General features: G+C 71.6%; 12 protein-coding genes. 8 read left to right on the forward strand and 4 right to left on the reverse strand.

What is annotated here, in order from left to right:
* The first annotated feature begins 13 nt into the window (after positions 1 to 13).
* The 5 genes from I4Q55_RS40080 to I4Q55_RS40100 all read left to right on the forward strand — a co-directional run bounded on the left by I4Q55_RS40080 (position 14) and on the right by I4Q55_RS40100 (position 3,996).
* On the forward strand, positions 14 to 658 hold the full coding sequence (locus I4Q55_RS40080) for a choice-of-anchor M domain-containing protein (protein WP_206795775.1): 645 nt from the start codon (positions 14 to 16) through the stop codon (positions 656 to 658).
* A 26-nt stretch (positions 659 to 684) separates the two neighbouring features.
* Positions 685 to 1,326, forward strand: a complete 642-nt coding sequence (locus I4Q55_RS40085; protein ID WP_206795776.1) for a choice-of-anchor M domain-containing protein — start codon at positions 685 to 687, stop codon at positions 1,324 to 1,326.
* Positions 1,327 to 1,488: 162 nt separating this feature from the next.
* A complete protein-coding gene (locus tag I4Q55_RS40090) occupies positions 1,489 to 2,259 on the forward strand; it encodes a thioesterase II family protein (RefSeq protein WP_206795808.1) in 771 nt (256 codons plus the stop codon).
* Positions 2,252 to 3,817: an acyl-CoA carboxylase subunit beta gene (locus I4Q55_RS40095; RefSeq protein WP_206795778.1), complete on the forward strand. Its 1,566-nt coding sequence runs from the start codon at positions 2,252 to 2,254 to the stop codon at positions 3,815 to 3,817. The genes I4Q55_RS40090 and I4Q55_RS40095 overlap by 8 nt, the downstream gene beginning before the upstream one ends.
* The gene (locus tag I4Q55_RS40100; RefSeq protein ID WP_206795780.1) at positions 3,817 to 3,996 is read left to right on the forward strand and encodes an acyl-CoA carboxylase subunit epsilon; all 180 of its coding nucleotides are present in this window, start codon (positions 3,817 to 3,819) and stop codon (positions 3,994 to 3,996) included. The genes I4Q55_RS40095 and I4Q55_RS40100 overlap by 1 nt, the downstream gene beginning before the upstream one ends.
* Before the next feature lie 14 nt (positions 3,997 to 4,010).
* Here I4Q55_RS40100 and I4Q55_RS40105 read toward each other — a convergent pair whose 3' ends face one another.
* The 3 genes from I4Q55_RS40105 to I4Q55_RS40115 are packed head-to-tail and all read right to left on the reverse strand — an operon-like array spanning position 4,011 to position 7,044.
* Positions 4,011 to 4,664, reverse strand: a complete 654-nt coding sequence (locus I4Q55_RS40105) for a response regulator transcription factor (RefSeq protein WP_206795782.1) — start codon at positions 4,662 to 4,664, stop codon at positions 4,011 to 4,013.
* Between the two features lie 20 nt (positions 4,665 to 4,684).
* On the reverse strand, positions 4,685 to 5,809 hold the full coding sequence (locus I4Q55_RS40110) for a sensor domain-containing protein (protein WP_206795784.1): 1,125 nt from the start codon (positions 5,807 to 5,809) through the stop codon (positions 4,685 to 4,687).
* Positions 5,806 to 7,044, reverse strand: a complete 1,239-nt coding sequence (locus tag I4Q55_RS40115; protein WP_242547634.1) for a nucleotide disphospho-sugar-binding domain-containing protein — start codon at positions 7,042 to 7,044, stop codon at positions 5,806 to 5,808. Before I4Q55_RS40115 ends, I4Q55_RS40110 begins: the two co-directional genes overlap by 4 nt.
* A 297-nt stretch (positions 7,045 to 7,341) precedes the next feature.
* Here I4Q55_RS40115 and I4Q55_RS40120 point away from each other — a divergent pair, with 297 nt between their 5' ends.
* Positions 7,342 to 8,292 carry a proline iminopeptidase-family hydrolase gene (locus I4Q55_RS40120; RefSeq protein WP_242547620.1) on the forward strand — a complete coding sequence of 317 codons (951 nt, stop codon included), beginning with the start codon at positions 7,342 to 7,344 and terminating at the stop codon, positions 8,290 to 8,292.
* Positions 8,285 to 9,244 carry an ACP S-malonyltransferase gene (locus I4Q55_RS40125; RefSeq protein WP_206795787.1) on the forward strand — a complete coding sequence of 320 codons (960 nt, stop codon included), beginning with the start codon at positions 8,285 to 8,287 and terminating at the stop codon, positions 9,242 to 9,244. Before I4Q55_RS40120 ends, I4Q55_RS40125 begins: the two co-directional genes overlap by 8 nt.
* Here I4Q55_RS40125 and I4Q55_RS40130 read toward each other — a convergent pair.
* Positions 9,237 to 9,482: a phosphopantetheine-binding protein gene (locus I4Q55_RS40130; protein WP_206795790.1), complete on the reverse strand. Its 246-nt coding sequence runs from the start codon at positions 9,480 to 9,482 to the stop codon at positions 9,237 to 9,239. The two genes, I4Q55_RS40125 and I4Q55_RS40130, sit on opposite strands and share 8 nt — an antisense overlap.
* Positions 9,483 to 9,612: 130 nt before the next feature.
* On the opposite strand from I4Q55_RS40130, the gene I4Q55_RS40135 reads away from it, so the two are divergent.
* Positions 9,613 to 11,091, forward strand: coding sequence for an AMP-binding protein (locus I4Q55_RS40135; protein ID WP_206795792.1), 1,479 nt, complete (start codon positions 9,613 to 9,615; stop codon positions 11,089 to 11,091).
* The last annotated feature ends 178 nt before the right edge of the window (positions 11,092 to 11,269 follow it).

Here is an 11,269-nt window from a genome sequence, read left to right on the forward strand (position 1 = left end):
TCAAGGAATCCGCATGCGCGTACGTCTGACCCTGCTCGCTGTCGCGACCGTGGGCGCGGCCCTGCTGACCGGGGTCGCCCCGGCGCAGGCCGCGCCGGCGGTCGTGCTGGACAAAGGACACGTCGACGCGGTCGACGTCGAATACGAAGACGGTGCTCTCGAGCTGATCGTCCACGACGAGTCGGCCGAACCCGGCGTGGAGTACGAGCCGTCGCAGGTGGTGCTCAAGGCGCTGGCCGGCGCGCGCACCACGGTGCCGGCCGACCCGTCCTACCGGTTCCTCGGCGCCGCCGGTGCTCCGGTGTCGATCCTGCCGGAGACCCAGAACCCCGATCTGCTCTGGCCGGGGCTCAGCGCCGAGGAGCTCGCCACCGGGGTGTTCCGGTCCGACTCGGTCACCCTCCGCCTCACCGGCGTCAGCGGGCCGGGCAAGGTCAGCGTGTTCACCACCGACTCCTTCGGCGCGGCAACGGTGTTGCTCAACAGCGGCGACGGCCTGCCCGACGCCCTGTCGCTCACCGCCGGCTTGCACGAGCACGCCAACTGGGGCTTCACCAAGCCGGGCGTCTACAAGCTCACCTTCCGCGCGAGCGCCCAGCTCGTCGACGGCACCCCGGTGTCGTCCCCGCCCGCCGTCCTGACCTTCTGCGTCGAATAACCCGCCTCTGTCCGGAAAGGACGATCATGCGACTCTTCACCCGCTCCCTCGCGGTGACCGCCGCGGCCATGGCCCTGGCGTTCGGGACGACGGTCCCGGCCGGCGCCGCGACCACGGTGCTGACCGCCGGGCACGTCGACATCATCGACGTCGACTACGCCGCCGGCACCCTGTCGGCCCAACTGCACGACGGCACCACCGGTACCGCGGTCAGACGCGACCCGGCGACGGTCGAGCTCGACGTCCTCGCGGCCGCGAAGACGACCGTCCCGGCCAACTCGGCCTACAGCTTCCTCGGCGCGCCGGGCTCGACGGTCTGGATCCTGCCGCAGACGCAGAACGCGAACCTGCTGTGGCCCGGCTGGAACAGCACCGACGTCGCCTCCGGTGTCTTCCAGAACAACTCGCTGACCCTCAGCCTGATCGGCGTCACCGGCGGGCAGCTCAGCATCTACACGCAGTCGCTGAGCACCCCGGCGGTCCTGTTCAACAGCGGCGACGGGCTGCCGGACAGCAGGCCTCTCGCGGCCGGCGCCCACACCCACGCCAACTGGGCGTTCGGTGCCGCGGGAACCTACACGGCGACCTTCCGGGTCAGCGGGGTCCTGGCCGCCACCGGGGCGACGGTGTCGGCGGACGCCACGTACACCTTCAAGGTGCTGCCCTGAGGCACGCGGGAGCGCGTTGCCACCGGCGGCAACGCGCTCCCGCGACGGCCGTACGTCCACTGTAGACGGACGGCTTAGGGGGTGTTAGGGGTCGTTGTCCCGTTCTCCCGGCGGTTACGTTGGCCGGTGGAGGCCCCGAGAGACGGAAAGGCGGTGGCCGACATGGTCGCCCACGTGGACAACGGCGAGGACAGCTGGTTCCGCCGGTTCGCCGCTTCGCCCGAGGCGAAGGCGCGGCTGGTCTGCCTGCCGCACGCCGGCGGCTCGGCCACCTTCTACTTCCCGGTGGCGAAGGCGCTGGCACCGGACATCGAGGTCGCGGCCGTCCAGTACCCGGGCCGGCAGGACCGGCGGCACGAGCCGTTCCTGACGAGCATCGACGCGATCGCCGACCGGGTCGCCGAACTGCTGCGGGGCCGGACCGACCGGCCGCTCGCGCTGTTCGGGCACAGCATGGGCGCGATGGTCGCCTACGAGACGGCCCGCCGGCTCGAACAGGCCGGTACGCCGGTCGCGGCGCTGTTCGTCTCCGGGCGGCGCGCGCCGTCGCGGATGCGGGACGACCGGGTGCACAGCCGGACCGACGACGGCGTGCTCGCCGAACTGCGGCGGCTGAGCGGCACCGAGATGGACCTGCTCGGCGACGAAGACGTCGTCCGGATGATCCTGCCGGTGGTGCGCAACGACTACCGGGCCGTCGAGACCTACCGGCACACCCCCGGCCGGCCGCTCGACGCGCCGATCGTGGCCTTCACCGGCACCGACGACCCGGTGGCCTCGGTCGACGAGGTCACCTCGTGGGCGGACCACACCACCGGCGGCTTCGAGCTGGTGACGCTGGCCGGGGGCCACTTCTTCCTCACCCGGCACCAGGACGTGATCCTGCGGCGGCTGGCGGACGGCCTCCTCGACCGGGGTGCGGCCCATGTCTGAGGCACCGGCCGCGTTCGGCAACCGGCTCGTCGAACTGCGGGAGATCAAGGAGGCCGCGCGCCGCGGGCCCGACGACGCGGCGACGCAGCGGCAGCACGAGCGCGGCAAGCTGACCGCGCACGAGCGGATCGAGCTGCTCCTCGACCCGGGCTCGTTCACCGAGCTCGAGGCCCTGCGCCGGCACCGGGCCACCGGGTTCGGCCTGGAGCAGCGCCGCCCGTACTCCGACGGCGTCGTCTGCGGCTGGGGCACGGTGCACGGCCGGACGGTCTTCGTCTACGCCCACGACTTCCGGGTCTTCGGCGGCGCGCTCGGCGAGGCGCACGCGCAGAAGATCCACAAGGTGATGGACCTCGCCGAGGCCGCGGGCGCGCCGCTGGTTTCGCTCAACGACGGCGCCGGGGCCCGGATCCAGGAGGGCGTCACGGCGCTCGCCGGGTACGGCGGGATCTTCCGGCGCAACACCCGCTGCTCCGGGGTCATCCCGCAGATCTCGGTGATGCTCGGCCCGTGCGCGGGCGGCGCGGCGTACTCGCCCGCGTTGACCGACTTCGTGTTCATGGTCCGCGGGACGTCGCAGATGTTCATCACCGGGCCCGACGTGGTGCAGGCGGTGACGGGCGAGGAGATCACGCAGAACGGCCTCGGCGGCGCCGACGTGCACGCCGAGACCTCCGGCGTCGCCGCGTTCGCCTACGACGACGAAGCGACCTGCCTGGAGGACGTCCGGTACCTGCTGTCCCTGCTGCCGGCCAACAACAACGAGGCCCCGCCGCACGTGCCCGCCGCCGACCCGCCCGACCGCCGCACCGACCGGCTGCTCGACCTCGTCCCGACCGACCCCGCCCGCGCCTACGACATGGGCGACGTCCTCGCGGAGATCGTCGACGACGGCGAGTTCCTCCAGGTGCACGCCGCCTGGGCGGCCAACGTCGTGTGCGCGTTCGCCCGCCTGGACGGCCATGTGGTGGGCATCGTCGCGAACCAGCCCGCCGTCCTCGCCGGCGTCCTCGACATCGAGAGCAGCGAGAAGGCAGCCCGGTTCGTCCAGACCTGCGACGCCTTCAACATCCCGCTCGTGACGCTGGTGGACGTCCCCGGCTTCCTGCCCGGGGTCGGCCAGGAGCACGGCGGCATCATCCGGCACGGCGCGAAGCTGCTCTACGCCTACTGCAACGCCACCGTGCCGCGGGTGCAGCTGATCCTGCGCAAGGCCTACGGCGGCGCGTACATCGTGATGGATTCGCGGTCGATCGGCACCGACGTCTCCCTGGCGTGGCCGACGAACGAGATCGCCGTGATGGGCGCCGAGGGCGCGGCGAACGTGATCTTCCGCCGCGAGATCAAGGCGGCCGACGACCCGGAGGCCGTGCGCGCGCTGAAGATCAAGGAGTACCGCACCGAGCTGATGCACCCGTACTACGCGGCCGAGCGCGGCCTCGTGGACGACGTGATCGAGCCGGGGGAGACGCGCCGGCTGCTGATCCGCTCGCTCGCGATGCTCCGGGCCAAGCACGCCGACGTCCCGGCGCGCAAGCACGGGAACCCGCCGGTCTGATGAGCGGCCCGGTGGTGCACGTCCTGCGCGGCGAGCCCGACGAGACCGAGCTGGCGGCGCTGATCGTGGTCCTGTCCGCGATCCGCGCCGCCCAGCCGCCCGAACCGGAGGTGACGGTACCGCGGCCGCGCCACCCGGCGCGGTTCGAAGCCGCGACGAGCTGGCGGACCCGCCGCTGAGCGGGTGGCGGCGCTCAGGCCCGGACGGTCGTGCTGTCCAGGTAGGTCAGCACCGCGCGGATGCGGCGGTTCTGGTCGCGGCTGGCTTCGAGGCCGAGCTTCGCGAAGATGTTGCTGATGTGGTTCTCCACCGCGCCCTGGGTCACCACCAGGTGCTTGGCGATGGCGGTGTTCGACAGGCCCTGCGCCATCTCGCCGAGGACCTCCCGCTCGCGGGCGGTCAGCTGTTCGAGCGGGTTGCGGTTGCGGGCCAGCATCTGGGCGACCACGTCCGGGTCGATCGCCGAGCCGCCGCCGGCCACCCGCCGGACCGCCGCGAGGAACTCGGCCACGTCGGCGACGCGTTCCTTCAGCAGGTAGCCGACGCCGGACGTGCCTTCGGCGATCAGGTCGACGGCGTAGCTGCCCTCCACGTACTGCGAAACCACCAGCACCGGCAGGCCGGGGACCTCCTTGCGCGCCGCCAGTGCCGCGCGCAGGCCTTCGTCGGTGAACGTCGGGGGCATCCTGACGTCGGCGATGACCAGGTCCGGCCGGTGCTCGCGCACGGCGACGAGCAGGTCGTCGCCGTTGCCCACGGCGGCCACGGTCTCGATGCCGACGTCGGAGAGCAGGCTCTGCACCCCGGCCCGCAGCAGGACGGAGTCTTCGGCGATGACGACACGCATTTCGTACTCCCAGGGGGATTTCACCAGCGGACGGGCAGGTCGGCGCGCACCACCGTCGGCCCGCCCGCCGGGCTGACCACGGTGAGCACGCCGTCGATGGTGGCGGCCCGGTCGGCGAGCCCGGCCAGACCACCGCCGGGCCGGACGGCGGCGCCGCCGTGCCCGTTGTCGAGGATTTCGACGACCACGGTCTCGTCGTCGCGGGTGACCCGCACCGACGCGCGGTCGGCGCCCGAGTGCTTGGTGATGTTGGTCAGCGTCTCGCTGACGATGAAGTACGTCGTGGTCTCGACGGGCGCCGGCGGCCGCGGTTCGACGCTCACCCGGACGTCGACCGGGATCGGCAGCCGCGCGGTGAGCGAGGACAGCGCCGCGTCCAGGCCCCGGTCCTGCAGCACCGGCGGGTAGATCCCGCGGGCGAGGTCGCGCAGCTCGGCCACCGCGAGCTTCGCGTCCGCGTGCGCCGCGCCGATCAGCTCGCGCAGGGCAGTGGTGGCCGGGGCGTTTTCGGAGTCCAGCTTCAGCTGGACCCGGCCCAGGCTCATCGCGACGGACACCAGCCGCTGTTGCGCCCCGTCGTGCAGGTCGCGCTCGATGCGCTTGCGTTCGGCCTCGACCGCGTCGACCCCGCGGGCGCGCGAGTCCGTGAGCTGCCGGGTGCGGGCTTCCAGCAGTGCCGTGCGGGCCGGTCCCAGCATCGAGGACGTCAGCGCGGCGTGCAGGGCGCCGATCCGGGGCGCGACGAAGATGCCGAACGGCGGCACGGCGACCGAGACGATGCCGGCGACGAACTCCACGATGCCCAGCGGGAACGCGAGCAGCAGGAACTTCAGCTCCCGCCACGTGGCCTGGTCCACCAGCCGGAGCTGCCACGTCTGCAGCAGCCCGGCGTTGTGCTTCAGCGGCCGCGGCGACGGGACGTCGACCCCGAGCATCGTGGCGACCCACCTGCGTTCCAGATCGGCGAAGCCGCGGACGAGCGAGGTGGCGACGATCAGGATGGGGATGCCGATCCACAGCATGGTGGTGGCGATGCCGAGCAGCGTCGTGACCAGGACGAGGACGAAGGCGACGAGCCGCATCGGGAAGCCGGCGATGAGGAAGCCGATGGTGCGCACCACCTTCGGCCGCCCCGGCACCGTCATCGCGCGAGCCGTTCCAGCTCCGGCACGAGGTCGTCCAGCGACGGTCTGGCCAGCATCTCGTCCCGGACCTCGAGCGCGCAGTCGCGGAAGGACGGTTCCTCCAGCAGCCGCTCCAGGCCATTGCGGACGGTCTCCGGGGTGACGTCCTCGAGGTCGACCAGCAGGCCGTTGCCGCGCTTCGCCTGGGCGAGCGCGGACACGCGCTCGCTCCACGTGGTACCCGGGATCACGAGCTGGGGGACGGCGTTGACCACCGCGTTGCCGATCGTCGCGCCACCGCCCTGGTGCACGATCGCCGAACAGCTCGCGAGCAGCTCGTTCATCGGCACGAAGTCCACCGCGCGCACGTTGTCCGGGATCTTCTCCACCGACGCGAGCTGCTCCGCGTTGAGCGTCGCGATCACCTCGACGTCGAGGTCGGACAGGCCGTCGAGCAGCGCGGAGACCGAGGTCTCCTCTTCGCCGAGCGTCTGCCGGTTGGAGATGCCCAGCGTCAGCAGCACGCGCGGGCGCGACGGGGGCTCGACCACCCAGCGCGGGAGCGCCATCGGCTTGTTCAGCGGCACGAACCGCGCCGGGAGGTAGTCGACGTCGACGCCGTCGTAGCGGAGGTAGGACGGGTGGCAGTCGATGGTTTTGCCGCCGTAGCGCAGGGTTTCGTCGTAGTCCGCGCCGAAGCGGCCCACCTCCGCCGACATCCACTCCACGAACGGGTCCGGGCCGGTGTCGCCGGGCAGGCTCGCGCGGAGGTCCCGGTACTGCGCGCCGATGCGCGCCGTCTGGTCGGCCGCGTACATCATCCGCAGGTGCGGGACGCCGGCCGCCTGCGCGACGATCGGCGCGGCGTAGAGCAGCGGGTCCCACACGACGAGGTCCGGCCGCCACTGCCGGGCGAACCGGACGAGCTCGTTGACCAGCGATTCCGGCGTGTTCCAGCGGAAGACGTCGACCCAGCCGTCGTAGACGGTGCGCACGTACTCCTCGGTGTAGCGCTCCGGACGGCTTTCGGAGAGCTGGTGCGCGGCGCCGGCGTCACCGCCGCTGAGCCGCCGGTGGTGCGCGATGTCGAGGTCCTCGCCGAACCACATCGCGTCGAGGCCGGTTTCGGCGAACGGCAGCACCTCGCGGGGGTTGCGCTGGCCGACGAACCGCACCTCGTGCCCGGCGGCGGCCAGCGCCCAGCCGACCGGGGCCATGCTGTAGACGTGCGTCCTCGTCGGGAAGACCATCAACATGACGCGCACAACGCACACTCCGATGCCGGGGGCGGGAAACTCTGCTCTGGGGAAAAGGTAGTGGCGGCGCGCCGCCGGGCCGACCCGGCAACGCGGCGGTAGGGGTCCGGAACCCCTGTTCCGGCAAGGAAGTCTTCCCCGTGCGCGCGCTGGTGCGCTAGGGAGGTCGAAGACGTTTTAGATCCGCTTCAGCTGCCCCTTAGGGGCTGGTGACAGCGCGCCCGCACCGATTAGACATGAAGGTGGATCCGGCCGCGCGGAAGCCGGACGCGAGGGAAACGAACGAGGTGAATGAGCATGGCCGTGGCACCCACCAGGAAGGGCTGGGTCTCCTTCGGCGGATACCGCACCTGGTACCGGGTCACCGGCGACGCCGACGGGGAGCTGCCCGCCGTCGTCGTGGTGCACGGCGGGCCGGGCAGCACGCACGACTACCTGCTGAACCTCTGCTCGCTCGCCGACGACGGGTGGCCGGTGGTGCACTACGACCAGCTGGGCAGCGGTGGTTCGACGCGCCTGCCCGGCAAGGAGGCGGGCTTCTGGACACCGGAGCTGTTCGGCGACGAGCTGGACAACCTGGTGCACCAGCTGGGTATCGAGGACAACTACGTCCTGTTCGGACAGTCATGGGGCGGGCTGGTCGTCGCGCGGCACGCCGCGCAGCGGCCCGAGGGCCTGCGCGGGCTGGTCATCGCGAACTCGCCGGCGTCCTACCGGCTGTGGCGGCAGGAGATGGACGTGCTGCGCGCGCAGCTCCCGCCCGGCGTCGACGCCGGGCTGCGGGCGCACGAAGCCGCCGGGACCACCGACGCGCCGGAGTACTTCGAGCTCATGCGGGTGTTCTACGACCGGCACGTGTGCCGCGTGCTGCCGTGGCCGGGCGACTACCTGGCCTCGTTCATGGAGATGGCGGACAACAACGGCGTCTACTCCGTGATGAACGGGCCGAGCGAGTTCACCGTCACCGGCACACTCGCCGACTACTCGGTGATCGACCTCCTCGACGACATCGAGGTGCCCACGCTGCTGGTGTCCGGCCGGCACGACGAGGCCACCCCGGTGACCGTCCAGCCGTACTTCGACCGGATCCACGACGTGCGCTGGGAGGTCTTCGAGGACTCCAGCCACGTCCCGCACCTCGAGGAGCCCGAACGGTTCCGCCAGGTGCTGCTCGGTTTCCTGCAGGACATCCACCCCACCGCGCCCGCGAGCCGGGTCGCCGAGAGAAGGGTCGCCAGCCATGGATGAGGCCATCCGACCGGGGTCGGCGGTCGTCTTCCCCGGAATGAGCCCCTGTCGCTTCGCCGACTTCGGCAAGTTCCTCCTCGTCAACCCCTTCGCCCGCCCGCTCATCGCGCAGGCGAAGGAGCGGCTCGGCTACTCGCTGATCGACCGATTCCGCGAGACCGAGGGCGACTACTCCGAGTACGCCCAGGTCGGGTTCATGCTCACCTGCGTCGCGCTCGCCGAATGGGCCGAGCAGGAGTACGGGATGAGTCCCGACTACTGCACCGGGCCGAGCTTCGGCGAGAAACCGGCCAGCGTGTACGCGGGTTCCCTGACCTTCCCCGACGCCGTGTGGATGACCGCGGAACTCGCGCGCTGCCTCAACGAGTTCTTCGACACCGAATACACGGACGTGGTGACGCACTCGTTCGTCCGCACGCCGGAGGAGAAGCTCACCGACGCGCTCACCGACCTCGAAGGGCGCGGCGAATGGTTCGACATCTCGTGCTACATCGACCACGACTTCTTCATGGTCTCCCTGCGCGAACGGAACCTCGACTGGCTCAAGCAGACCGTGCGGAGCATGGGCGGGCTGTCCCTCTACACGATGCGGCCGCCGCTGCATTCGCGCGCGTTCGGCGCGCTGCGCCGCAAGGCGGAGGACGAGGTGATCGGCGATCTGACCTTCCACGACCCGCTGCTGCCGATCGTCGCCGACCAGGACGGCGCGATCCTGCGCTCCGGCGACGAAGTGCGCACGATGCTGCTCGACAGCATCGTCAAGCCGCTGCGGTGGCCGCACGTCGTGTCGTCGCTGGAGCAGCTCGGGGTCCGCAAGCTCTGGGTGGCCGGGCCGGACACGCTGTTCGGCCGCGTCCGGGCCACCACGAGCCGGTTCGAGGTGGTCACCGTGAACCCGCGCCTGGCCCTGCAGCCCCGTCGCCGGGGCGCAGGACCGTCGCGCGTCAGCTAGCCGGCTGCAGGCCGGACAGCGTGGCCCAGAGCCGGCCGGGGTTCTCGAACGTCTCCAGGTTCAGGGCGTCGTCCTCGAAGCGGACGTCGTAGCTCTGCTCCAGCGTGGCGAGCAGCTCCACGGTGGCGAGCGAGTCGAGCCCGTACTCCCGGAGCGGGGTCTCGGCGGTCAACGCCTCGTCCGCGGGCAGGAACGGGAGGAACGAGCGCAGCGTCTCGTCGAAAGTGCTGTCCCACATGGCTACTCCGGATCGCTAGGGTGGAATCTACCGAGAGGAAACCGACCGCCCGGTTCTGTTTTTGGACTCTACCTCGCGTCGCCGTCCCGGAGCGACGCATCGGCACCCCTATTCACAGCGGAGGACGACAATGGACACCGGTCTCACCAGCGGGCTGCACACGCGGTTCCTGCGCGGCCTCGAACGCTCCGGCGGCGGCGTGGCCGTCCACGTGGGCGACCAGGCGCTGACCTACGAGCGGCTGAACGACCTGGCGCTGCGCTGGGGCGGCGCGCTGGCCGAGGCCGGCGCCCGCACCGTAGGGGTTCTCTCCGGCAAGGGCGTCACGGCCTACGCGGGGATCCTGGCCGGGCTGTACGCCGGCGCGACGGTCGTGCCACTGCGCCCGGACTTCCCGGCGGCGCGGACCGCCCAGATGGTCGAGGCGGCGGACATCGACGTGCTCGTCGCGGACGACCGGGGGCGCGCGGTGGCCCCGGAGGGTGTTCCGGTGCTCGGCGAGCCACGAGCTTCGCAGGCGTTGTCCGCACCGCTGGCGCCTTCGTCGGACACCGCGTATGTGCTGTTCACCTCCGGCTCCACCGGACGGCCCAAGGGCGTGCGGATCGGCCACGCGGCCGTCGAGCACTACTTCGGCCTGCTCGACGCGCGCTACGACTTCACGCCGGACGACGTGTTCTCGCAGACGTTCGACCTGAACTTCGACTGCGCGATGTTCGACCTGTTCTGCGCGTGGGGTGCCGGGGCGCCGGCGGTCGTGCTGCCGCCCTCGGCGTACCGGAGCCTGCCGGAGTTCGTGGCCGCCCGCGGGCTCACCGTGTGGTTTTCCACGCCCAGCGCCATCGACCTCGTCCGGCGCACCGGCGGCCTGACCCCGGGCGCGTTGCCGGGGCTGAGGTGGAGCTTCTTCGCGGGTGAGGCGCTGACCGTCCGGGACACCGCGGACTGGCGGGCGGCGGCGCCGGCGTCGATCGTGGAGAACCTGTACGGCCCGACCGAGCTGACCATCACCGTGTCGGGCTATCGCTGGGACGACCGGGAAACCCCGCGGGTCGCGGTGAACGGCGTGGTGCCGATCGGCGCGGTGCACGCGGGACACGACCACGTGCTCCTGGGCGACGACCCCGACGAGGGCGAGCTCTGCATCGCGGGGCCACAGCTGACGCCCGGCTACCTGGACCCCGCCGACGAGCGGGGCCGGTTCACCGAACGCGACGGCAAGCGGTTCTACCGCACGGGCGACCGCGTGCGCCGCCTCGCCGGAGCGGACCTGGCCTACCTGGGCCGGCTCGACTCCCAGGTGCAGGTCCTGGGCTGGCGCATCGAGCTGACGGAGGTCGAGCACGCCCTGCGCGGCTGCGGGATCCAGGACGCGGTGGCGCTCGGCGTGGCCGGGGACGCGGGCACCGAGCTGTTCGTGTTCTACACCGGCGGCGAGCGGCCGGTGCTGGAAATGGTGCGCGCGCTGCGGGCGGTGCTGCCCGAGGGGGTCATCCCGCGGCACTACCGGCACGTGGCCGAGTTCCCGCTCAACGCGAACCGCAAGATCGACCGCAAGACCCTGGCCGCCCGCGCGGCCGAAATCCTGTCCCCGGCGCACGTCGCCTGAGCAGTCTCCCGCGGCTGGTCGTGAGTGGTAATTCGGGTTGGAACCCGAATTACCGCTCACGACCGCTTTGGCGTGCCCGCACCCTGGTGAGGCCGAGGTTAGGGGCCGTTAGGGGTGTGGATCCGCAGGTCGGCGCGGCTAGCTTTCCGTACGTCTCCAGGTGTGCCTTCCACGCCGG

It is taken from the genome of Amycolatopsis sp. MtRt-6 (assembly GCF_017308975.1).
In the GTDB taxonomy this organism is placed as follows: Bacteria; Actinomycetota; Actinomycetes; order Mycobacteriales; family Pseudonocardiaceae; genus Amycolatopsis.

Coding starts and splice junctions, on each gene's coding strand:
- I4Q55_RS40110 (WP_206795784.1), bottom strand. CDS start 5,809: ATGACGGTGCCGGGGCGGCCGAAGGTGGTGCGCACCATCGGCTTCCTC.
- I4Q55_RS40105 (WP_206795782.1), bottom strand. CDS start 4,664: ATGCGTGTCGTCATCGCCGAAGACTCCGTCCTGCTGCGGGCCGGGGTG.
- I4Q55_RS40120 (WP_242547620.1), top strand. CDS start 7,342: ATGGCCGTGGCACCCACCAGGAAGGGCTGGGTCTCCTTCGGCGGATAC.
- I4Q55_RS40125 (WP_206795787.1), top strand. CDS start 8,285: ATGGATGAGGCCATCCGACCGGGGTCGGCGGTCGTCTTCCCCGGAATG.
- I4Q55_RS40080 (WP_206795775.1), top strand. CDS start 14: ATGCGCGTACGTCTGACCCTGCTCGCTGTCGCGACCGTGGGCGCGGCC.
- I4Q55_RS40095 (WP_206795778.1), top strand. CDS start 2,252: ATGTCTGAGGCACCGGCCGCGTTCGGCAACCGGCTCGTCGAACTGCGG.
- I4Q55_RS40100 (WP_206795780.1), top strand. CDS start 3,817: ATGAGCGGCCCGGTGGTGCACGTCCTGCGCGGCGAGCCCGACGAGACC.
- I4Q55_RS40135 (WP_206795792.1), top strand. CDS start 9,613: ATGGACACCGGTCTCACCAGCGGGCTGCACACGCGGTTCCTGCGCGGC.
- I4Q55_RS40130 (WP_206795790.1), bottom strand. CDS start 9,482: ATGTGGGACAGCACTTTCGACGAGACGCTGCGCTCGTTCCTCCCGTTC.
- I4Q55_RS40115 (WP_242547634.1), bottom strand. CDS start 7,044: ATGTTGATGGTCTTCCCGACGAGGACGCACGTCTACAGCATGGCCCCG.
- I4Q55_RS40085 (WP_206795776.1), top strand. CDS start 685: ATGCGACTCTTCACCCGCTCCCTCGCGGTGACCGCCGCGGCCATGGCC.
- I4Q55_RS40090 (WP_206795808.1), top strand. CDS start 1,489: ATGGTCGCCCACGTGGACAACGGCGAGGACAGCTGGTTCCGCCGGTTC.